Below are 24119 nucleotides of genomic sequence, written 5' to 3' on the forward strand. Positions count from 1 at the left end.
TTGTATTATGCTAAAGATTAAATCAATTTTAGTTTCGTTACTGGCCGTTGTGGCATTGGCAAGTTGTTCAAATGAGAATCTGGAGGAAAATCCGGAGGTTGAAGGGGGAGCAGGTTATGATGTAGCTTACGTATCAATTAGTCTGACTAATCCAAAAGTGCCTGGTTCACGTGCTTCTGGTGAACAGCCGGCTTTGCCTGCAGAAAGCGCGATTAATGAGCTTTATGTGATTACGTTCGATGCGGGTAAGGTGGTGACTAAGGATGAAAAGGCAACTAAGTATGCCACGGTATTGGGATCAGGTTCTTTCGGAACAAATAGTGGAGTTACGACTCCGAATACTCCGGTTAAAGTGGATCCGAATACTAAGTATTTGCTTGTTATAGCCAATCCGGGTTACCAATTAAAGGATCGCTTGGATAACCTTTCAGAGGGTGCAACCTATGCTACCATCAATGCAATGGTTACAGTTCCTGAAAACAATACTAAGCCCAACAATGCTTATCTGGTAGAGGAGGTTGTACACTCCAATGGTTGTGCAATGATTAATGTCGGATTCTACGATGATTCCGATTCGGATCCATCCAATCATGCATGGAAAGATGAATGTCTGCTCGATGTATCGGACAAGATTGTTTTGGTCAGTGACTATAAATCGGAAGCGCAAGCTCAGAATGCAGCGAAAAGTAATCCGGCTACTCTTGAGATAGAACGCCTTGCTGCAAAGTTGGAAGTTATGATTGGCAGTCCATTAGCAGTTGGACCTTTTGAAGATGGAACAAATGCAAGTCTTGGACAATTTGATTTTGGAAACTGGACTATAGACTACTATAACTCTCTGTTCTATCCTTTTGCAAAGAAGACTACCACAGCGTCATCTCATACTACCGGATTCTACAAAAGTAACTTCTATACAGTTGACCCGAACTTTACGACTGCAGGTGGAACTGAATATCTTACAGGCATTGTTAAGAATACACTTGATGCTAACCGCGAACCTAAGGTAGAGTGGGTTGCTGAAAGTGCAGATGCGGGTGATAATTATAAATACTGTATCGAGAATACGATGGCTGAAGGATATCAGAAGTTCGGTGCGGCTACGCGTCTGGTACTTAAGGGACAGTATGCACCTTGGAAGTCCGGTGAATTTACTTTGGGAGATGACTGGTATCGTCTTCCTAACGGAACTAACTCTGTAAACTTCAAAAGTTTTGCTGACTTGCTGGCTGCTTATACACCTGCTAAAGCTAAACAAACAAACTCAGACCCTATGACCGCCCAGGAGAAACTCTTGGTTACAGCATGCGAACTGTTCTATACTCAGATACAATCTGAACTTACCACCAATGATCCGGGTAGTTTTGCTCTTCTTACACAGACTATTCTTGATGACAACAACATTAAGAATGGTGGTGAACTGTGTAAAAAAGAAGGTTGCATCTATTGGTATCCAAAGAGTCTCAACTATTACTACTATGAGATTCGTCATGACAATGCAGCCAACTCTTATATGGAGTATGGAAAATACGGTGTAGTACGTAATAACTATTATACGCTTACGCTGACAAAGGTAAATGGTAACGGTACACCGTGGTATCCTGGTGGTGGACCCGAAGATCCGGATGAAGAAGAAGATATCGATAAGAAAGGTGCTTATCTCCACTTTGAGATTAAAGTTGCTCCGTGGATATACTGGACTACAAATTTCGAAATCTAAAGAAACTCTTTACTTTCAAAGAAAACAGGGCAGTGCGGACTGCCTGCCCTGTACTTTTTTTAATAGATATTCCGTGCGGAACAGACCGCCGAAAAAAGTAAAAACAAGCCGGTGACAGGCTTCCCAAAAACAGCACTGAAATATACCGGCGCATCCGAGATGCAATGAAATGCAAAGCGCGCCCCTAAAAGAGGAAATAACCGGAGGTCACAAAATAGAGATCTCTGACAATATAAAATGGCAAACCGATAGGGTTGCCTCCTAAAAGAAAAAGATATGTTCGGAAAAACTAAATCGCTGTTCCTTATCGTTGCTTCGATGCTATGTATGGCTTCGTGCGACAGTATACGCGAAGACCTTCCACGGTGCGAACTTTGGTTGGAATTTGTATTCGACTACAATATGGAATATGCGGATGCATTTAATCCGCAGGTTAAATCGGTGGATGTACTTGTGTTCGACAGCGATGATAAATTGCTTTTCACCAAAAGTGCCGAGGTTGCTGCGCTGGTGGGTGGAAACCGGATGTCGTTGACCGACGAGCTCGATTTCGGAAGTTATAAAGTACTGACCGTCGGAAGTCTGTCTGACAGATTCCGGCTTTCGGACAATGCAGGTAATAAACTGGCACCGGGAACAACCACCCTCCAACAGGTCATTGTATCCCTGAAGCGGGAGACGGATGTTGTTAATTTCGAGTTTCAGCATCTTTACTTCGGAGAGGTTGTGGAAGTGGACCACCTGCCATCCAGTACCGACCATAAAATTTATCCGGTGAACCTGATACGTGACACCAATCGGTTTAATCTCGCGTTAATGGGATATGAGGAAAATAAAGTGAATGGCACACAATATACATTTGAAATTCAGGCGCCGGAAAATGCGGTTTATTCCTGGGAAAACGAACCCACAGGACAAGGGCCGGTTACTTATGTGCCTTACTATACAGGTCCGGGTGAAATATCCGACGTGGTTATGTCCGCACGCCTGAACACGATGCGTTTGCTCAACAGGAGTGGATGGGATTATAAATTTATTATAAGGGATGCGAATACCGAAGCTGAAGTCTGGAGCTACAATCTGATGACACTCTTGAGTATTGCACGGCCGGTTTCCCGTTACGACGGAACGGAGCTTCCCTTTCAGGAATATCTTGACAGGCAGAGTGAATGGAACCTGATATTTACAGTTGTTGAAAAACCCGGAGGAGGATTCCTTCAAATTGGTATTGTCGTGGGGAACTGGATTCATTGGCTCCACGGGATGGAAGTTTAAGAATGAGAAAAAAGCTATTACATATCATTTGTCTGGCATCCACCATCCTTTTGTTCTCATGTAGTAGAGAAGCTGATGTGGCTTATGAGTTGCCTGCCCATACTACCAGGGCGCAACTTAGCATCGACTTGGTGAACAATGGGGATGTGGAACAACAGGAGAAGATAAACTCCATGCGGTTTATCGTATTCGGCAGCACGCCCGGTGGCGTGAGGCTGGATGTGAATGAACACATCCTGTTGAGTACTCCGGAGACAGCTACTGATATAGATGCGCAACTTCTCGAAGTGACTTCCAGTAATGATATCCTGGTCGTAGTTATTGCCAACGAACCGCAGAGCCTCACAAGCAAACTTGACGGTATAGCCAATCTTTTGACATTGCAAGAGATGATTTACGATATCTCCAGCATACTGAATAGTGACGGGCAGATTATTTCGGCAACCGGAATGCCTATGACAGGAGTGATCCGGGATATATCCATAGCACCTGATGAAACCAAAACAGTACAAATGGTGATCGAACGTGCCGTAGCCCGAGTAGATGTCTTTATCGAAGCTATAGACGGTGGGGCGGTGACCGGATATATTGCCGGAAGCACTAGTGTCACCTTGCACAATTTCTCCTACGATAGCTATTTCGTGATGGGAAACGTGGACAACGGCACGCGTGATAACACCGACTCTTCAAAAAACTACGGAAAAGTGAAGGAAGACGTGTCGGAAAGCAATTTGTTAACGCATAAGTGGACAGCTGCGACTACAGAAACTTGGGCATATTCATCTGCTCCCGGAGCTGAAAACCGGAAGTTGCTTTGCTCGTTCTACACAGCCGAACGTCTATTCAAGTCGGATTATTCCGACCGACTGTCTATCAGTATGGCTAATGTCCCGAAAGGCCCTTCGGACGTCACCGGAATAACCGAGAAAGTAATTGAAAGCGTAACAAAGGTTGATGGCACAGGCAGTCCGACGGCGCAACCTTTTACGGAGATCCGTCGGAATAATGTGTATCAGGTAACGGCACGCGTCGGAAAAATAGGTATTCAAATACTGACGATAAGCGTAGAAGATTGGGGTGAAAGACAAGACATTGACTTGAATCTGGACTTGTAATATCTTTCGTTGATTGTTTTTAATTTCGGAAAAGAAGTAAGATGATAAAGACTATAAATAATATTAGGATGATTATGGCAATGGCTGTCCTTTCGGCTGTTCTCTTTTCGTGTGTCAGAGAAGAGATGACGTGTGATAAGGAATTAATTGTTGTGCAACGTATCGGAGAAGGCGGCTATGTCTACACTCGCGGTGCGGCAATCTCTTCGAATACCGATCTGAAAGAAGAGACTTTCGGTCTTTACGGCTCACTGACTCCTAATGCTTCCGTTCCCCAACCATACTTCAATGCAAGTGCCACGGTTAACGCCGACCTGACAGCCACCATCTCGCCGTTGCAATATTGGCCCGGATTGCTGAATGCGAGCATGAAATTCTTCTCCTGGTATCCGTACAACGATGCGAATGCGCCTACTGCGAGTTTCACTGATCCCGGAGAAATGGTGCTGAATTATACAGCGAATGCATCCGCCGCCAATCATGTCGATGTACTGGCGGCTATATCGGGCCCTGTATGGGTTGAGGGTGTGAATATACACTTCTACCGCACATTGACCAAGGTTACCTTTACATTCAAGAAAGTAGCTCCTGTACCGGATGAGGTGACTATCGAGAAAATAGAATTCCAGAATGTGGGAAAAAGCGGTAAACTTGCCATGACTGAAATTCCGACCACCACGACGAAAAACGGCAAACCGAAGTTTGTCTGGAGCGATGTCGCCACCGGGAAGGTCGTTTCTACTCTCACCGATAACAAATCGGTGACCGAAGATGCCACCTTGATGGGGGATACATTCCTCATGTTGCCGACCGACGCTTTCTCCGCAACCGCCAAAATCGTTGTTACCACCAACTTTGGCGACCGGGAATTCCTGTTCAGTGATATTATCGCCAAGAACCCGCACTCCTGGGAGTCAGGCGAGTACATCAACTACAATCTTACGATATCCAACGAAACCTATCAGCTTTCAGCCACGCCGCTTGAATGGACGGAAAGCCCGGTGAATGTGATTTTCGACAAACAATATTATCTCAAGTTATCGCAGACCAAGGTACAGACGGCTGGTGATGGTGTCACTGTCAATATAGAAGCGAAAACGAATTATGATGCCAATCCGGATACGGGCTATCTGCCGGGTGCGTCATTAAACAAAAGTACTATGGATACGTGGGCAACGGTTAATATGGCCGAGACATCCTTTTCGGGAGGTGTATATACCTATAATATCCAGGTTGTGATGCCCGGATTTAACTCCGGAACCGGAACTAAGCGGGAAACAGGCTTTTATATCAATGCCGGTAATCTGCGGCATCATGTACTGTTGAGCCAGTGGAAAGAAGACGGAGAGTGGTTGACCTCGAACGTAGAATTGGACGGCAGTGATGGTGGAACCGGAAATATGCAACGTCGCAAGCTTGTCTTTACTTCGGGCAACCCGGGAACGTGGGAGTGGAAGATAACCCAGATACAGGATCCGGATAAAATTCTGCTTAACAGTGAGACAATGCTCGAAACAAGTGGCGTGAGTGGTGATGTGGTTTACTTCTACTTTAGAGCCGATGCTGTGTCCGGTGATACGGCTACACTCACACTAACCAATACGAATGGTGATAATCTGCCAATAGCGGTGACATTGACCGCGCCATAATGGCGAATATGCAATATTAAAGTTTAAGGAAAGGAAATAGAAATATGCAATATGGGATTTCAATCATAAGAAGGTGCTATCTTTTGCCTGTTTTGTTAATGACGGTATGGCTTACCGGATGCGTACAGGAAGAATTAGGGTCGACACCTTCTCCAACAGGAAACGGTATCCGGTTTACATTAACGGTTCCCGATGTAAACCTCCCGTCCGTATCTTCGCGTACGATGACTGGAACGGGAACAGCAAAGAAAGAAGACGAAATAGAAACGGTGGATATTCTTGTTTTTGATATGTCAAAAACACCGGCGGTATACCTGGAATGCGTCAGCGCTACAGGAGTTACTCAGGACTTGGCTGACAATTCCACTGTGAGTTTCTCTGCTGTGCTTTCTCCCACTACCGCATCTACTTGCATCGTGGTTGTGGCAAATAAGGAACTTGATAATATTGTGCCGGGCTTCATAAAGGGAACGACCACCAAGGTTGAGGCAATGGAAAAGATGCTCCACGCCCAGACCGGCAAATGGCTGGCAGACGGTTCGACGACTGATGGGTATACGCGGATTCCGATGTACGGGGAGAAGGTAATAAGCAAAATCACTCCTTCGATGGATCCGATAACTGGCATAAATATGAAACGTATGCTGGCGCGCATCGATATCCGTAATAACAGTGCCACTTCGAATTTCACGGTCGAAGAGGTTTACCTGGCTAATTACAATACCACCGGATACATTGCTCCGGCATGGAACACGAACGGGCAGGTTACTGACCCGGCTCCGGATACTCCGGTTCTCCCTGTGAACAGTGGTAAAATGACGGAAGAAGGGGATGCAATTCTTTACTCCGTAAATGGCAACACACCCTACGAAGGGGAGATTTATACATTTGAATCTATAGCAGCAGAGGATGTCGGTGGTGTGGGACAAGATGGAGAAGCGAGCCGTAAGAATGCTACTTGCCTGATTGTGAAAGGAAGAATCGGTACGGGCGAATCGACATTTTACCGGGTGGATTTTACCAAAACCGGAAATACAGGAGAGCAGGTGGAATATTTGTCCTTGAAGCGAAACCATAAATACATCATTACCATTACTAAGGCGTTGGGAATCGGTTATAAAAGTTTTAGCGAGGCGTTGGCATCTTATACAGTCATGTCCAACCTGAAATTCCGATTGATACACTATGACCGTGACAAGGTCAAAGATGTAGTCTACAATGGGCAATATATGCTCGGAGTGGGTGAGTCGGAGGTCGCTGTAACTCAATACCAGAATAATAGTTATGCCATAGACGTTTTTACTGACAGTCCCGGTGGCTGGAAAGCCACTGTTACTGCAGGGAGCGACTGGCTCAAATTTGAAGGTGGGGTCGATGCGGCGTCGGGCGTTGCGAACGATGATACCCAACTCAAATTGAAGATTCCTTATTTTAATAATGAAACTATAGGTGTTGAGCGTAAGGCTACTGTTACGTTGACAGCAGGGCGCTTGACTCACAATATTGAAGTGACGCAGTATACGATAGATCCGGGAATTATCAAATTTGTCGATGCATACGGAAATGTGTTGGAGAGAGGTCTTTTTTTCCCGATTAGAAATCCCGATGGTGACGAACTCCCTCTCGAACCGCAGACGGTGTATGTCATGTTTTCCGTGGATAAGATAGAAGGTAAACTTTTTGACGCTAACGATATCGGTATGATCCAATACAATGCCGGCGGTTTAATTCCGCAATTAGACAGGACGAATACGGTACCATTCAGTGAAAGGGTGCAGGCGTTTACCATACAGCCTAATCCGCGAAGAGCAGGTGATGGTACTGTTGAAGATGGTGAAGGTTGGTGGTGGCGTTGGGATTTCATCTTATTCGGCCTGTACGATAAGGAGGGATACCTCACTCATGTACAATTCCCCATCAATCAAGGGGAGTTGGAATTCTCATTCCGATATATTCCCACTACAGTCAATAGCCGTACTTATAAAGTCAATCTGGGTGCGGAGCAATACTTGCAATTGTTTGTCAATAACAATTGGGAAATTATGGATATTGAGGAATTGAATATAACGAACGATGATGGTACCGGACTGATTCGGACCGATTCGGATAATGATGTAATTATAGGCAGAAAGAATGCGGACGACAAGATGTATCTTGAGTCTATCATAGGCTATGATGACGGAAAGGGTAATGATGTGGTTGGCCACGGATACGATTTTAGGCTGAAGCTTCACCCTGGCAAGTGGAAAGAGGGAAAAAGCGGAACGATAAGAATCACGTTCAGAAATGTAATGCATACTGTGTCGGATGAAGAATTCCCGTTTTATCGTACGATTGACCTTCAGATGGTATCCGAAACCAAATCTTACACAACTGCAGGGGAACCTCTTTTCTATCTTTATCCACTTCGGTTTGATAACAGGCTATATTATAAGGAAATAGGCGAGACGAAGCAAAGTGTGGGACGGTTGGAAAATGTAGCCGATGCGGAGGATATCTGTAGGAATATAGGCGATGGTTGGCGTCTGCCTACTGCCAGTGAACTGTTGCTGTCATTCGCTTATGAAAATGCTTTGGGTGGCAATGCAGAGAATTATAATAATCATGATAGCCAGAATATATATGGGTGGTATCAAAACTGGACCGGTAATTACTGGACTTCATCATACTATGAGGCTAAAGGCTCTGCTACCCGTTTTTGGATGGAGATGTCGGCAGGTTTTTTGGATTCCGAATCTGTTAGCAAGAATAATTATTTCCGTTGCGTGAGGAATAATACAAATAGTGGAAAGAAGTACCCTTATCTAACGGTAGAATCCTCGGGGGTCACTATTGTCTCTCGTGATGCCAGTGGAGGAACGGATCCTTCGGTATTATTTGCTTCAGGTGAAACTCCGGGTACAAGTGACGCGATGAATAAGATTGCTCCTAAGTTTCAGATTGAAAATACCAGTAGTAATGGTAAAACTTGGTCGGAAGCAAAAGCGGCATGCGAAAACAAAGGGAGTGGCTGGCGTCTGCCTACCCAGCGTGAGATGTATCTGGTGCTCAGTATGGGAGGGGCCGTTACCAGCATTGAAAACCAAGGTTTCGGTGGTTCGACTACTTGGACAGGGAGCGGATTCGAGAAGATTAGCGCTGTACATTGGACATTGACTTCACGCGATGGCGGCTATTGGGTGGTCGGACATAATAATGGTGAATTCGGCGCATGGACTACTGGAGAATCCACAGATTGGGCTTGGTATCGTTGTGTGCGCACAATAGAATAAAAGCTAAAAGAAAAGAGCTGTATCAGAATGTTGTTTGTCTTCATTCTGATACAGCTCGTCTTTTACATCTCTTTCTTTTATATCCTAAAATCTACAATTGTTTACAACGTATTGATAACTTCCAATTGCTTTTGTAAAAAAGCGATACGCTGTGCTTCTCCACTTTCTGAAACCAGAATAGAGTGGCGCTTCAACGATTGAATCCAATTGCGTTGCATCTGGCAGATATACGAGCTTTGCGAATCCATCGAATTGATAGAATATACCCGCAGTAGGCTGACTTGGTAATCATGTTTCTCGATATAACTGTAAGTGGCTTCGAAACTGATATTGGACAGATAGAAAGATACTTTCTTGTTTTCGCTGAACTCTCCTTTTATGGACAGATGTTCTACCACGCCAAGTAACTGAAGAAGCTCTTCCTTCAAATGCATGACATCGTCCTTGCTTATCAGATTCAGACTGGCAAAGTACTTGATCTCTTTCACAAAAGAATAAAAGATATTTGTGTCCCAGATGAAAAACGTTTTTGGACACTGTCTTATACTTTCACTCAGCTTCTTATGCACATTGACGATCCGTTCATCCACAGACATCTCTTCCAAAGAATGTGGCGTCTTTATATCTCCGTTCTGATACATCCATCGGCAAAGACGGAATTTAGACAAATTCTCATAGGAAGAATAAAGTGTAAAGGGAAGGGAATTGGATGCAGTATACACCTCCGTCGTATTATCTGTTTTCACATAGTCGAAAATTTGCAGATAACGGTTGATTATTTCGTAATAACTTTCCAGCGCACTGGAAGCATGAAGCAAGTTTAGGTCGAAAGTAACTTTATTAGAGACATGGCTACCGACAATCTGGTCGATAGAAATACCGAGTTTTTGAGAAAGCAGTGCTACTTCGTCTATTGTAAAAGACACCTCACCCCTCAATCTGCGATAGACAGCTTCCTTTCCCATGCATAAAATGTCAGCCAAAGTATTGGCCAGATTCATATCTTGAGGAATTCGCTCCCTCATTGTAGATATTAATTCGTTTAGAATACCATTTTTCATTGTTTGTTCCTTTAATTTTAATGTTAATAATCTCTGTGATACATTCTATGCAAAATTACGTCTTGTGTTTGAAAGATTTGTGTGGTAAAACAGAGATGAGCGTGCAGGTATTTTTCTGATTGGGAATCAGGTGGGTAGGATGGGAACAGGGAATGAAAAAAAGTAGATAAGATTCTTATCTACTTTCATTTATTGGAACTTAATTTTTTTTCAAGTTCTAATCTGCGAAAATAAAATTAAAGAGCGTCAATAATTTCTCGCTGTTGCTTGAAGAATTGAATACGCTGCATTTCGCCGCTTTCGGATATCAAAGTGGAGAACTTTTTCAGAGATTGAATCCATTCTTTCAAGGTACAGAAAATTTCGTTGTCCATCGTGGTAATGGAGTTGATAGAATAAATACGTATGAGGCTCAGTTGCAGGTTATTGGTGTCTACATAACTATATGTTGCCTCGAAGTTGATATTCGACACATAGATGCGTACACGATTGCCGTCGGCTGTTTTACCGTTGATAGCCAGTTCTTCCAGTTCATCCGCCAATAAGAATAATTCTTTTTTGATTTCTTCTTTTGTTTCGTCGGAAATGAGATGGATGCTGGCGAAGTATTGGATATCGTTGATGAGATGCTGGAAAATCATATTATCCCATATGTAGTCTATGGAGTGGATATGACGTGTCATTGCTACATAGTCTTTTTGGATATTGACCAGTTTCGATGGAATATCCAACTCTTCGAAACTCTTGCAATCAATATATTTATTCTGGTACATCCATTTGAATAAACGGAATTTTGCCAGAAGCTCATGTTTCAGATAGAGAGTCTGTGGAATAATGTTGGCGGAAGTTCCCATTACAGAATTCGGGTCATCCGGCATCGTATTAATCAGCGAGACATATTTTTCAAGGATATTGTAGTAACTCTCGAACGGGTCGTCATAATCTACAATGTTTATATTGAACATGGCGTTCGATTTGAAACTTAGTCCTATAATCTTGTCTAGCGATATACCCAGTTTTCTTGAAATAAGAGCCGACTCTTGCAAGGTGAAAGGTACTTCACCGCGCAATCTTCTATATACTGCCTCTTTTCCTATGTATAGCGTGTCCATTAACATATCTGCCAGTTGCCCTTTGAGCGGGAGCTTTTCCTTCATCGCTTCTATGAGGTTTGCATTTGGATTATTTGTCATCATAATAGTTCTAATAAATAATACTTTTTTATTATAAACATTTGTCAGTGGCAAGTTGTTTCGGAAATTGAAACTATTTAAATCTTCTTTTTTTTAAAATATCCTCTCCGAAAATTGTTTATTTTAAGCAAATCGGTTACATTTGTGACCATAAACAAAACGAAGAGACAGCGTCTCTTTAGTAAACAATAGAAATATTTAGAATGAAAAGAATATTGGTAAGTGGCGGAGCTGGTTTTATAGGCTCTCATCTCTGTACACGGCTTATAAACGAAGGTCACGACGTGATATGCCTGGATAATTTTTTTACGGGTTCGAAAGATAATATCATTCACTTGATGGATAATCATCATTTTGAGGTGGTGAGGCATGATGTCACTTATCCTTATTCGGCTGAAGTAGATGAAATCTATAATTTGGCCTGTCCAGCATCTCCCATTCATTATCAACATGACCCGATTCAAACTGCCAAAACATCTGTGATGGGAGCTATTAATATGCTGGGATTGGCAATGAGACTGGATGCCAAGATTCTGCAAGCTTCTACGAGTGAGGTATATGGAGATCCAATCGTTCATCCGCAACCGGAAAGCTATTGGGGAAATGTGAATCCGGTGGGGTACCGGTCTTGCTATGATGAGGGAAAGCGTTGTGCAGAAACGTTATTTATGGATTATCACCGTCAGAACAATGTGCGTGTGAAGATTATCCGTATTTTTAATACGTATGGTCCGCGAATGTTGCCGAATGACGGACGGGTTGTTTCTAATTTTATTCTTCAAGCGTTGAATAATGAAGATATAACGATATATGGTGATGGGAAGCAGACACGCAGCTTCCAGTATATTGATGATTTGATTGAAGGAATGATAAGAATGATGAATACGGAGGACGAGTTTACAGGTCCTATAAACCTGGGGAATCCGAATGAATTTCCGGTATTGGAATTGGCGGAAAGGATCATTAGTATGACCGGTTCATCTTCGAAGATTGTATTTAAGTCTTTACCGGATGATGATCCGAAGCAACGCCAACCGGATATTACATTGGCTAAAGAGAAATTGGGCTGGCAGCCTACTGTTGAACTTGAAGAGGGGCTGAAGCGTATGATTGAATATTTTAAAAATGTCTGAAGCATAAAAAAAGAAAATTATGAATATGGAAATTAATCCTTCTGAATATAAAGTCCTTATTGTGGACGATGTGATTTCAAACGTCCTTTTATTAAAGGTACTTTTGACTAACGAAAAATTCAAAATTGTGACTGCCGGTAATGGAACGCAGGCGTTGGAACAAGTGAAGAAGGAAAATCCGGATCTTGTATTACTGGATGTAATGATGCCGGATATCAGTGGCTTTGAGGTAGCTCAACAAATGAAAGCGGACCCCGAAATGGCTGAAATTCCTATTATCTTCCTGACTGCTCTAAACAGTACGGCGGATATTGTAAAAGGATTTCAGGTGGGTGGTAATGACTTTATTTCAAAGCCATTCAATAAAGAAGAATTGATTATTCGTGTGACGCACCAGATTTCGTTGGTTGCAGCGAAAAGAATCATTGTTGCACAAACGGAAGAGTTACGTAAGACGATCATGGGACGCGACAAACTCTATTCTGTGATTGCACATGACTTGCGTTCACCAATGGGATCTATCAAGATGGTATTGAACATGCTGATTCTGAATTTGCCGAGTGATACAATCGGTGATGAGATGTATGAATTGCTAACGATGGCTAATCAGACAACAGAAGATGTATTCTCATTGCTTGATAATCTGCTGAAATGGACGAAGAGCCAGATTGGTAAGCTGAAAGTGGTTTATCAGGATATTAATATGGTGGAAGTCGTAGAGGGCGTAAGTGAAATCTTTACGATGGTGGCCAGCCTGAAAAATATTAAGATAGTACAAGATGTGCCTGTAGAGAATGTGGCTGTTCGTGCTGATATTGACATGATTAAGACAGTGATTCGTAATTTGATCAGCAATGCGATCAAGTTTAGCAATGAAGGTTCGGAAGTAGTGGTGTCACTGACAGAGGAAGATGGTATGGCAATCGTAAGTGTGAAAGACAGTGGTTGCGGTATTGATGACGAAAATCAGAAGAAGTTGTTGCACACTGATACTCATTTCAGTACCTTCGGTACAAATAATGAAGAAGGTTCGGGACTCGGATTATTATTGTGTCAGGACTTTGTTGTCAAGAATGGTGGTAAACTGTGGTTTACTTCAAAGAAGGGAGACGGATCTACATTTAGTTTCTCAATTCCATTGCTCGAAAAATAATTGATTCAATGCGTTTTTGTCTCTGTTAAAGGATGCGTTGAAACTTCTTTATATTTTATTCAGGCACGGATTACACGGAATTATACGGTTTAAGATAATTGGGAAAACCGTGATCCGTCTAATTCGTGCCTGAATTTTTAATTTAATCTATCGCTTGCAGATAGCTTTAAAATCGCAATACGAACACTTTTTAGTGTCCTCTGTCTGCGTGAAAGGCTCTTTTTCATTAAAGATCTCTTCTAATAATGCCTGTAAGCGTTCACGGAATTCATCTTCAAAAAAGGCGAAGTTGTTTACCGGTATTTTCGGTTTGCGGGGTTCTCCCATTTCAATAACAGGCGAATAGCTTTCCGATGCTGCCCGATGAATGTAGAGCAGGGCAGGAGCTACCATTAATGATTGCTTCCGGCTCATGATAGCGGCATACAGGAAAGTCTGGAAGATATAGTTCGGGCGTGTTTCCGATGGTGTAAACAGTTGCTCGACGTTGGCTGGAATCTTAGGGCTTCCTCCTGTTTTGTAGTCAACAATCCGCAGGGTACTTTCTTTAGCATCCATACGGTCGATTGTCCCACCCAGGCGGAGAGTGAACGGTCCTTGTCCCGTTTGTATGGTTATCTCTTCTGAAACCTTCTTTTCCATGGCGACCATTTCAAAAGGAGTATATTGAAGGTCGTTGCGGAGTAATTGTTTCAGATAGGAAACAATTACTTTGGAGTTGATAAGCTGTATGCCGTTATATTCGGGCTTTTCTTCGGGAGCGACCTTGAATAATTCTTCCTTGAAGGCTTGATCGACATAGCTTTGCAACTTTACTTCATTACGTAATAAGCGTTCAATATCTTCTTTCTGTATCATTTTTCCATTGGCAGTCAGATCGGTGTATGCCAATTGGGCAGAGAGATGGAAAATGGTTCCAAACAAAGCTGAATCAATTTCTGCACTGACTTCATCCGGTGTTTTTAATCTCGCTACGTAGCGGTAATAGAATCTCAATCGGCAATCAAGATAAGCATTGAGGGCGGAAGGAGAGAGAATTACCGATGAAGGATTAGTGCTATCGTAAGTACGATAAATTCGTCTTAGTACTTCAGATGTTTTTTCTATCTGTATCTCTTGGATGCTTTGCGGAGATTGTCCGGCTTCCAGATACTCACGAGTGATATCATGCGGACCTTCCACGAGTAATTGCAACATGAAGCGGGACTCTTCTCCACGGTTGAGACCGTCCGAGGAAGTATTGTAGAGCAGAGTGATATTTTCTGCCCGTTGTATCAGGCGATAGAAATAGTAGGCATACACTGCATTCTTATGTTCGATAGTGGTCATGCCAAAAGCTTTCCGGAGGTTATAGGGAATAAAAGAAGATTCTCCTCCGGATTTGGGGAGTTGTCCTTCGTTGAGAGATAATATGATGAGATTCCGGAAGTCCAGATTACGTGTTTCCAGTACTCCCATGACTTGCATTCCGATAGCGGGTTCTCCGTGGAAAGGAATATTGGAAGCTGTCAATACTTTGGTAATCAGTCGTTTCAGAGTGTCGGTGCGTATACTTAGTTCTCCGCTTTCAATCAAACTGTAGAGACGGTTGATTTTGGTATGGCTTTGGAAGAGGGATTCTCTATAAAGTTGATTGAAAATATCATTGTATTCCCCTTCTTTGCGATAAATGGTTGAAATATCTTTGATTAATTCAATCAGATAATCGCATAGCTCTTTAATGCCATTACGGGGAGTGAAGAGGGTAGCCAGGAAATCATCTTGCTTCAGTTCCGATGGAAGTGGATAGAAGCGGTTTGTTTTGGTTAGTTCGCGTTCCAGTGGACCGGCATGGGATGAGATTTGCCGGGTATAGGGATGTTTCAATATGGCTGATACCGCCTCATAAGTGAATCGGCCGGTATCGGAGCGGTAACCGTTGGTTTGTAGCTCCATAGCGGCATTGATAAAACTGTAAATAGGAGTTTGAGCCAATGGGAATCCCATGGTGATATTGACATTCTTCACTTCCTGCGGAATGGAATGAAGTACGGGAAGCAGCAGGGCTTCATTACAAAGTACTACGGCATTTTCTTTTTCCTTTTCTTCAGCGATTTGTGAATGATTGTCCGTAATCATTTTGATCCATTCGGGGAGGAAGCGGGCTTGTGCATTCTCGGTGGAAGCGGAAATATAACGTATTTTTTTCGGTTCTTTGAAGGTGTCGAAAAAGCTTTCCGGGAGTTCGTTCGGAAATTCCCCCAGATTACGTTTCAGAAATTCTCCGGCTTCATGTTTTCTGATTTGTTGGGTGTAGAAAATATCGTAGTCCCAATAAAAGAGTGCTTTGCCTGCATCTTTCAGCTTTCTGAAAAATTCGTTTTCTACTTTGTTCAGTACATTGAAACCGACAAATATGTATTTGTCGTATTTGAGTTGATCGGTATCGAGTTGCTCAATCACATTCCGGTAGAGCATGCCTTCGTATGCGATGCCTAGCTCTGTCAGGTTTTCTCGGTAATGATGGTAGATAGTGCCTAGTTTGTCCCAAAGGGAAATAAATTTCTCTTTGAGTTCGGTTCGTCTTTCAATGGAGAAATTCTGAAAAAACTGTTGAATGGCTTCTTCCTGTTCTTTGTCGAGGAATTCATAGTCGTCCATCAGGTTCTTCAGATCTTGCAGATTACTGAATAGTTTGTCGGCATCAACCATGTTCTTATCCACATCATCAAAATCACTAATCAACAACTCTCCCCAGAAGTAGAAATCATCCAATGTTTCCTGACTCTGTGTTTCCTCTTTGAATACTTTATAAAGCTCACAAACCAATCGAATAGGGTCACCGCTTTTTTGTACTGATAGTTTCTGAAACAGGTCGCTGATACTCATGGCGGCTGGTGACCAGATCGGTTGATCGGATTCTCCTGCCAAATATTCATTGAAAAACAAGTTAGCACGTTTATTGGGGAAAATGAGTGCTGTACGTGACAGGTCATTTCCTATTTTGGCATATAAATCGTGAGCGACTAGTTGGAGAAATGATTGCATATTGATTAAGTTTTTTCTAATTCATATATTTATTGTGCCCGGAACATAACTGGAACAGTGAAATAAACGGCTACTTTAGTACCATCTTCCAGTTCTCCCGGCTTCCATTTGGGCATTTGGTTGATGATGCGCAATGCTTCTTTATCCAAGTAAGGATCTACGCTGCGTACAACTTTGGGGTTGACTACATTTCCTTCCTTATCAACAACAAACCGGATAATAACACGTCCCTGTGGTCCCATCTCTCCTTGAGCGACTGTTGGATACTTTATTTTTTTTCCAAGGAATTGAATTAATGCTTGTTGACCTCCCGGGAATTCCGGCATAACCGGAGCTACTTCCAGTGTATCACTAGCCGACAGTGAAGTATTTGATATATCGGGGGCAACAAATCCAACTACTACAGGTGGTTCTTCACAAATATCTCCTTCTAGCACATCATCGGGTGTTGGCGCTGGTGGCGGGGGAGGTGGTGCATCTTTTATGGAGGCAATGATGGTGTCTTCTGCCGGAGTGGGGACAGGCTCTCCCATAATGAGATTTTCATAGGAAGTTGTATCACTAGACACTTCTTTATTCATTCCTTTATTAGCCGAATTAGTGCATGAAGTCATTGGAGTCATGGCTATCAGCCCTGCAGATATGCCTAATACTGTGATTGCTTTTCCCGCTATCTGTTTTCGTTCAAGCTGCTGCTCCAAATAACGAACTTCCGCTTCGCATTTGGGACAAGTGCCCAAACAGTCTCCCTGATACTGACATTCAGAGGTGATGAATTCAATATCATTCGCTTCAGCTATCTGCCGACGAATCTCTTTTAAAATTTTGCAAGTTTGTTTTCCTCGTACCATGTCATTAATCATTAGGGGTTTTATAAGTGAACCGGTCGAACTGGGTAATTCCCATTTCTTTCAGAAGTTCTATGCTTTGGTCAATATCCTTCTCCGTATTATAGGAGGGGATGAGTGGTGTCCGAATAACGATTTGCTTGGTTTTGTCTTGCCCGATTAAATATCGTAAATTACTTAAGACGTTTTCATTATTCTTTCCGGTATATCGCTGATAGATGTCATTATTCATATCTTTGATGTCGATTATGTAATTGTCTATAATGGAAATCAGTTCTTCTACATTCTGTTGCGGAACATTGAGAGAGGTTTCGACAGTGATTCTCCATTCCGGACCACAGAGTTGGCGGAATTGCCTGATAAATTCGCTTTGTAATAAAGGTTCTCCACCTCCAAATGTGACTCCGCCGCAACTCGCCAAAAAGTAAAGTTCATCTTTGCGTACTTCCTCGTAGAGCTGGTTACAATTATAGCTCTCCCAAACACCGTTAGGCTGCAAAGATGTCGGGTTGAGACAGTATTTGCAACGCAATGGGCAGCCGTGAAATGCAACTAGTGTTGTAACTCCTTCACCGTCAATTGTTAGTCGATGGCGGGCGATGCCGATGAGGGGAACTGCTTTCATACTTTTTCTATTTTTTCTTCATCCACATACCACAAGTAACCGGTGATATTCTTATATCCCATCTTGGTAAGTAGCTGCATGTAGCCTTTTACCTGTTTATTATATTTAGGGTTTTCCTTACCAAATTTGAAATCAACTACAACAACCTGGTTGTCTTTCATCATTACGCGGTCCGGGCGACGGGTTTGTAGCACTCCTTTTTCTTTATAGATAATGGCACACTCATTAAATAATGTCCACTTTCCGGAATACCAATCTTGAATTTCAGGAGAAGAAAAAGCTTTCGTTGCAACTTCGCGGGCTACTTTTTCTTTCTCATCATTTCTGATCACTCCTTCAAAAATAAGTCGTTCGATGGCCGGATCTATATCTTCTGCTGTTTCGATAACAGAAAACAGGGTGTGTAACATACGCCCGCGGTTGATAAAGCGGTCATCCGAGTCTTCTTCCTCAATTCCCTGGATGAAGTCCGCTGAACGGTTGGACTGACGAAACTCAATATCATGGCGCATGGATTCCATCCGGATAGGGAGCTTTTCCGGTTTCTGGGTTAGCTTGTTGGTCGATGTCTTTGTTCTTTCTTTTTCTGACGGACATAGTTGTCCTTGTTCGTAACAGTCTTCTTCCCAATCAATACCTTCTTCCTTAGCTACGATTGGGAGAGTGTTTGCCAACAGTTCGGACATGGTACCTTTTTGATTTTTTCTGCTCCAGATAATAAGGTTTTTTCCTGCACGGGTAAAAGCAACGTATAACAGATTGAGGTTATCTACCCAAAGTTGGAGACGCTCTTGCAGGTAGTCGTTTCCATAAATAGATTCTGCCATTTGGGTGGAGTAGTTGATAGGGAGAATATCCAACGCGTCGAATGGTGCTGCTTGCGGGGTACACCATACAAGTTGGTTATTGGTCTCATTCTCCAGTTTCCAGTCGCAGAAAGGGAGGAGCACGGTATGGAATTCCAATCCTTTGGATTTGTGTATGGAGAAAATCCGGATTCCTTCTACTTCTCCGCTTGGAATTGTTTTACTGCATAACGTTTCATTCCAATACCGGATGAATCCGTCGAGTTCGGAAGAGTTACTTTGTAGATAGTCAGTGACAGCATCGAAGAATGCGAATAAGTAGGCATCCTGGTCTTTGATAAGATTCATCTCGAATATACTGAAAAGCTCTTCCAATAGCTCATAGAGAGGCATTAGCCTTAATTCTTTTATCTTTTCAAGAAAAGCGGCGGGAAGATAATTCTCGGCAGGGAGGAGTAGGAGGGTATTCCAATCCAATCCTTTTTGTAAAACTTCGTTTTGATAGGCTATGGCCAGCTGGGCACGTGCTATTTTATTGTTTTCGTCGGAAAGAAATCGCAAGGCGTCCAACATCATACAAATGGCAAGAGAGGCGTCCAGGCGAAAGGCTTCGTCTGATACCACTTTGTAGTGTAGCTCCTTATCAAAGTAATCGGCAATACGGGGAATACTTTTATTTTTTCGTACTAAGATGGCGATGTCATTAAGCTGTACTCCGGAGGCGAGGAGGTTTTCCACTTCTGCTCCCAGGCTAATAAGTGTCTGCTCGGTATAGTCATGTTCTTCGTCGGGTTCGAGAAAAGAGACTTTAACGTATCCTTTTTCTGTACTTCGGGGAGATTCCTGCACAACGTCGGCATAGGCTTTCTGTAAATCCTCACAATCTTTGCCTAATTGCTGTTTATACACTCCGTTCAGATAGTTGGCAGCAGCTGTGAAGATTCGATTGTTAAACCGGATGACATTCGTTTCACTTCTCCGATTGGTGGCTAACGTCTTGACGCGGATCGGGAAATGCTCGATGTGGTCATTCAGGCTGTTGAGAATTCCCCAATCACCATTCCGCCAACGATAAATGGACTGTTTGACGTCTCCTACAATCAAACTGTCTGCTCCTTGAGACAGCCCTTCGAGCAAAAGCAGTTTGAAGTTGCCCCATTGCATTCGGCTGGTATCCTGAAACTCGTCTATCATGACATTATGGATATTTGTCCCTATCTTTTCGAATACAAAAGAGGAGTCACCGTCTTTCACCAGTTGGTGAAGCAGGGCGTTCGTGTCTGACAACAGAAAACGGTTGTTGTCGTGGTTCAACTGACGTACTTCTTCGTCGATATTGGCGAGAAGTTGCACTTTATTGAGATGTTGCAAAGATAACCGGCAACTATTCAGTAACAAATTATTCTTGGAACGCAACTTTTCAGCATCTTCCAGAATTTGTATAAGGCTGGAATTAGCCAGGTTGATGATATCCGCATAACGGGGAGAAGTCTTGGTTGCCCAATTTTTGGCATCTTCCAGACATTTCTCTACTGTGGCATTACGGATATCATTGCTTAAAACGCCATTATTCAGTTTACGGAAATAACTTCCGATTCCCCGTGAACCGTTTTTCAGATCATCAGCAGTTAATGCGTGACCATCCAGTTCTCCTTCGAATTGGTCGTAGAATCCTTTCATTTGCTCCAGTATTTCCGTTTCCAGAGCTTTCAGTTGTTTGCGGTATTCTTTGATGGTGTTCGGATTACGCAGTCGTTGCCGAAGTCCTTCTCCTTTTTCAATATAGCCTTCATCGAAAATATTGCGTCCGAAACTTTTAACTTCGTCTGATACATTCCATCGTTTATCATCGGCAATTCGTTCGTTGATATAGTCTAATAACCATGCGAGGACAGGGGAAGTGGGACCTAACTTCTCGATCATGCTATCTACGGCGTCACTAAGAACTTCGGTATTGTTTAACTCAATATTCAGATTCGGGCTAAGTTCCAGTTCCCGTGCGAGGTTACGCATGACAGATTGGAAAAATGAGTCGATAGTCTCTACCCTGAACCGGCTGTAATCATGCAGCATATAGCTAAGGGCAATGCCTGCCGCTTCCCGTATCTCCTGCTCTGTTTTTCCTGTCTCTTCTTTGATACGGTTGAGATAGGCTTCCGAATCTTTATCACCTATCTGTATGCCGTAAAGCTGACTAAGAATACGTTCCTTCATTTCTGCTGTTGCCTTATTGGTAAAGGTTACAGCGAGAATTTGCCGGTAGGCACGGGGATTGAAAATTAATAGTTTGATGTATTCCACGGCCAGGGTAAATGTTTTACCCGAACCTGCAGAGGCTTTATAGACTAAAAGTTCACTCATGTTTTTGTTTAAGGGATATATTCGATTTTAGCAACGATTACTCGTATCTCTTCCGGTTCTTTCCCGGCTTTTACTAATGCCTGATGGAAGTTTTTAGGGAAGAACATGAAGAATGTGTCCGGAGTGGAATCTACATATTTTATTTTCTTGGCTTTGTAGAAAGTAACATCCGGTTTATATTCGGTGATAGGCTCCGCATATTCGGCTGAAGTAATTCCGAAACGTTCGGTACCTTTTACTACATATTGCAGATCGATGCCGTGGCGGTGTGCTTCAATTTTACGTTTACTGACATCTTGTGTTGTTGCATCCTGTACATTGATGTAGCAATGTTCACCATCTACTTCGTATCGTCCGGCAGGCATATTTACGAGGTCGTGGGTAGCTAGCCATTGGAAAGTCTTGTCCCACACTTTCTTGTTCTTGTGATATTGTGAGGCAAATTCCTGATAATCGGTTGTCTTATGAGGCATTGCCTTCAGCCCGTTCGCCCATCCTTGCTTCTGTGTCCATTGGCGGGCTTGTTTAAGAGTCCAGTTGTCAGCAGATTCTTGTGAACATATATTTTCTGTGAAGAAGAAAAGAAAAAGTCCGATAAACAGGCTTGAACTACTAAATACGAAGTTTGATTTCATGATTATTCGAAAAAATTAGGTCCGAAAATAAGTATGAATAAAGGTAGATAGTCTTTTAAAGCTACTCGTAATAGCTTTAAAGCTTGTCCAATTCTGTAATTAATCGTTTGTGGAGATACATTCAGTTTCTCGGCAATTTCTTTATGCGTCAGATGTTGATTACGGTTCATCTCGTAGGCTTCGAGATATTCTTTCGGAAGTCTTTTTAATGCTTCTTCATATAGACGGAAAAGCTCATCACTCAAATAGAAGTCCGGGTTATTGAGCTCACTATCATATTTATCTACGATTTCCTGATGTACTTTTCGTTTAATCTCAAAATGGGAAAGACGGTTGAGGGCTTTGTTCTTGACAATCGTAAAAAGAAGAGTTTTGAGTGTCAGATCTTCCATCAGAGTACAACGGTTTTCCCACAGCCACATCATTGTTTCCTGCACAATCTCCTCTATTTCTTCCTGCTCACTTACGTATTGAGAACAAAAAGCACATAGCCTACGGAAATAATGTCTGTAGACGACGTCAAAAACTTTTTCTTCTCCTGCTTTTAGGGCAGTAATAACGGACTTATTATTATTAATATCCAAATATATCGGAGATTGTGACATTCTCTTTTAATTTATGTAAGACAAAAATAATGAAAGAAGTAGATAAATGAAATAAAAATGCGAGAAAAAATATTTTTTTCTTTTTTCGTTTAGTATATTTGTACTCACAACTGTATTACTACAAAGGTTTTATAGTTTTTTTATTGTAAAAGGTCAAATGAGCATGGATGAAACTATCTTGTTGAATTATCTGCAGGGTGAATGTAATGATGAAGAAGCTGCCCGGGTGGAAACTTGGTGCGAGGAAGAACCGGGGAATCGGAAAACTTTAGAGCAACTTTATTATACTCTTTTTGTAGGTGAACGTATAGCGGTGATGAATGCTGTAGATACAGAGGCGTCATTAGATAAATTTAAGTCGGCTATCAGAGAAAAGGAGAGAAATACTAAACGGAAAAATATCTCAATCCGTTGGGGGCGTTATGCTACTGTGGCTGCTGCTTTTCTTACCGGACTTGTTTTTGCCGGTGGAATTGCCTGGGGATTACTTTCCAATAAACTTTCAGATTATGAGGTGATAACTGCTGCCGGACAGAGAGCACAGACTGTACTGCCGGATGGTAGTAGGGTATGGCTGAATGCATCTTCTAAATTAGTTTATCATAATTCTTTCTGGAGTTCGGATCGCCAAATCGATTTGTCGGGTGAAGCTTATTTCGAGGTTTCCCATGATAAACATGCTCCATTTATCGTAAACAGTAAACAAATCAAGACTTGTGTGCTTGGTACAAAATTTAATGTGCGTGCGCGTGAAGAAGAGAATAGGGTAGTGACTACCTTGCTTCAAGGTTTGGTGCGGGTGGATTCTCCACGAACGGAAGAGAATGGCTATTTACTGAAACCGGGACAGACATTGAATGTGAATACGGATACTTATCAGGCAGAGTTGATTGAATATAACCAACCTACGGATGTGCTCCTGTGGATGAAAGGTAAGTTGGAATTCAAGCAACATTCTTTATTGGAAATAACCAATATTATGGAGAAGTTGTATGATATTAAATTTATCTATAAGGATGATGCTTTGAAATCAGAACGGTTTACCGGTGAATTCTCTACTGATAGCACTGCTGATGAAATACTGAATGTTTTGATGCATACAAATCATTTTTCTTATAAGAAAGACGGACGGATTATTCGGGTGATGAAGAAATAAGATATAAATAAGTCTTTTTACAGGGGGATTCTTAACTCATTAAGAATCCCCCTTTCCTTTATGGCTTTCTTAGATCATTAGAGAAACAAGTGTTTGATCGAAAATTTTGTTTTGGTGCAGTTTTGAACAAACTTCACCGTGGTGAGCCCATCTAAATAGAATTAGTTAAAAACCGCATTCAGCTTTCAGTCTACTTAAAAAGTTCCTTTTCATCGGTGCTTTTGGCTGAACGCGAACCTGAAAACAAAAAGGAGATGTAAATAGTCTCTTTTTTAGAGTCTCTATTTACCTTCAATAGAGCCGCTGTTTGAGTGAAACATAGCCTTCGTTTTATGCGAATAGAGACTCTGATTTACTAACCCGGCATGTCAACGACTTTAATCCGACATATCAATGTCGCTCCTAAGAGGCTGAAAGCATTCTCCCTATCCAGAATCCCTTCCTGCGGGGGATACAAAAATCCGGTTTCAGCCGTTATCGCTCTTTAT

General features: G+C 42.3%; 16 protein-coding genes. 8 read left to right on the plus strand and 8 right to left on the minus strand.

Annotation, left to right across the window (positions count from 1 at the left end):
• Window positions 1-7 precede the first annotated feature (7 nt).
• From LPH68_RS09805 to LPH68_RS09825, 5 genes are all read left to right on the plus strand, one after another.
• The gene (locus LPH68_RS09805; protein WP_004308188.1) at window positions 8-1717 is read left to right on the plus strand and encodes an Mfa1 family fimbria major subunit; all 1710 of its coding nucleotides are present in this window, start codon (window positions 8-10) and stop codon (window positions 1715-1717) included.
• 276 nt (window positions 1718-1993) lie between these two features.
• Complete coding sequence (locus tag LPH68_RS09810; protein ID WP_044133019.1) at window positions 1994-2992, plus strand: FimB/Mfa2 family fimbrial subunit; 999 nt, start codon at window positions 1994-1996, stop codon at window positions 2990-2992.
• A 2-nt stretch (window positions 2993-2994) separates the two neighbouring features.
• Complete coding sequence (locus LPH68_RS09815; protein WP_151923321.1) at window positions 2995-4107, plus strand: fimbrial protein; 1113 nt, start codon at window positions 2995-2997, stop codon at window positions 4105-4107.
• A 41-nt stretch (window positions 4108-4148) separates the two neighbouring features.
• Window positions 4149-5756 (plus strand): fimbrillin family protein, encoded by a 1608-nt coding sequence (locus tag LPH68_RS09820; protein ID WP_151923320.1) that lies wholly within the window; start codon window positions 4149-4151, stop codon window positions 5754-5756.
• A 44-nt stretch (window positions 5757-5800) separates the two neighbouring features.
• Complete coding sequence (locus LPH68_RS09825) at window positions 5801-9028, plus strand: fimbrial protein (protein ID WP_151923319.1); 3228 nt, start codon at window positions 5801-5803, stop codon at window positions 9026-9028.
• Window positions 9029-9129: 101 nt separating this feature from the next.
• On the opposite strand, the gene LPH68_RS09830 is transcribed toward LPH68_RS09825, so the two are convergent.
• Together LPH68_RS09830 and LPH68_RS09835 are read right to left on the minus strand one after the other, a co-directional pair.
• Window positions 9130-10089: a hypothetical protein gene (locus LPH68_RS09830; protein WP_008022188.1), complete on the minus strand. Its 960-nt coding sequence runs from the start codon at window positions 10087-10089 to the stop codon at window positions 9130-9132.
• 236 nt (window positions 10090-10325) lie between these two features.
• Window positions 10326-11285: a hypothetical protein gene (locus LPH68_RS09835; protein WP_049702923.1), complete on the minus strand. Its 960-nt coding sequence runs from the start codon at window positions 11283-11285 to the stop codon at window positions 10326-10328.
• A gap of 200 nt (window positions 11286-11485) precedes the next feature.
• Here LPH68_RS09835 and LPH68_RS09840 point away from each other — a divergent pair, with 200 nt between their 5' ends.
• Both LPH68_RS09840 and LPH68_RS09845 read left to right on the plus strand, forming a co-directional pair.
• Window positions 11486-12415, plus strand: a complete 930-nt coding sequence (locus LPH68_RS09840) for a UDP-glucuronic acid decarboxylase family protein (protein WP_004300450.1) — start codon at window positions 11486-11488, stop codon at window positions 12413-12415.
• Between the two features lie 19 nt (window positions 12416-12434).
• Complete coding sequence (locus LPH68_RS09845) at window positions 12435-13568, plus strand: hybrid sensor histidine kinase/response regulator (RefSeq protein WP_008017655.1); 1134 nt, start codon at window positions 12435-12437, stop codon at window positions 13566-13568.
• A 147-nt stretch (window positions 13569-13715) separates the two neighbouring features.
• Here LPH68_RS09845 and LPH68_RS09850 read toward each other — a convergent pair whose 3' ends face one another.
• From LPH68_RS09850 to LPH68_RS09875, 6 genes are read right to left on the minus strand one after another with little or no spacing between them, the layout of a single operon-like run.
• Window positions 13716-16595, minus strand: coding sequence for a PD-(D/E)XK nuclease family protein (locus LPH68_RS09850; protein WP_151923317.1), 2880 nt, complete (start codon window positions 16593-16595; stop codon window positions 13716-13718).
• Window positions 16596-16624: 29 nt separating this feature from the next.
• Window positions 16625-17458 carry an energy transducer TonB gene (locus tag LPH68_RS09855; protein WP_008022190.1) on the minus strand — a complete coding sequence of 278 codons (834 nt, stop codon included), beginning with the start codon at window positions 17456-17458 and terminating at the stop codon, window positions 16625-16627.
• Window positions 17451-18068, minus strand: a complete 618-nt coding sequence (locus tag LPH68_RS09860; protein WP_151923316.1) for a radical SAM protein — start codon at window positions 18066-18068, stop codon at window positions 17451-17453. Before LPH68_RS09860 ends, LPH68_RS09855 begins: the two co-directional genes overlap by 8 nt.
• Window positions 18065-21235, minus strand: a complete 3171-nt coding sequence (locus tag LPH68_RS09865) for an exodeoxyribonuclease V subunit beta (RefSeq protein WP_087317955.1) — start codon at window positions 21233-21235, stop codon at window positions 18065-18067. Before LPH68_RS09865 ends, LPH68_RS09860 begins: the two co-directional genes overlap by 4 nt.
• 8 nt (window positions 21236-21243) lie before the next feature.
• Window positions 21244-21870: a YhcH/YjgK/YiaL family protein gene (locus LPH68_RS09870; RefSeq protein ID WP_087317956.1), complete on the minus strand. Its 627-nt coding sequence runs from the start codon at window positions 21868-21870 to the stop codon at window positions 21244-21246.
• Between the two features lie 2 nt (window positions 21871-21872).
• Entirely contained in the window at window positions 21873-22475 is a 603-nt protein-coding gene (locus LPH68_RS09875; RefSeq protein ID WP_230296922.1) for an RNA polymerase sigma-70 factor, read from the minus strand.
• Between the two features lie 163 nt (window positions 22476-22638).
• Between LPH68_RS09875 and LPH68_RS09880 the strand changes: the two genes are divergently transcribed.
• Window positions 22639-23631 (plus strand): FecR family protein, encoded by a 993-nt coding sequence (locus LPH68_RS09880; protein WP_032851227.1) that lies wholly within the window; start codon window positions 22639-22641, stop codon window positions 23629-23631.
• The last annotated feature ends 488 nt before the right edge of the window (window positions 23632-24119 follow it).

The sequence above is a fragment of the Bacteroides sp. 1_1_30 genome (assembly GCF_020982715.1).
Taxonomy (GTDB): domain Bacteria; phylum Bacteroidota; class Bacteroidia; order Bacteroidales; family Bacteroidaceae; genus Bacteroides; species Bacteroides xylanisolvens.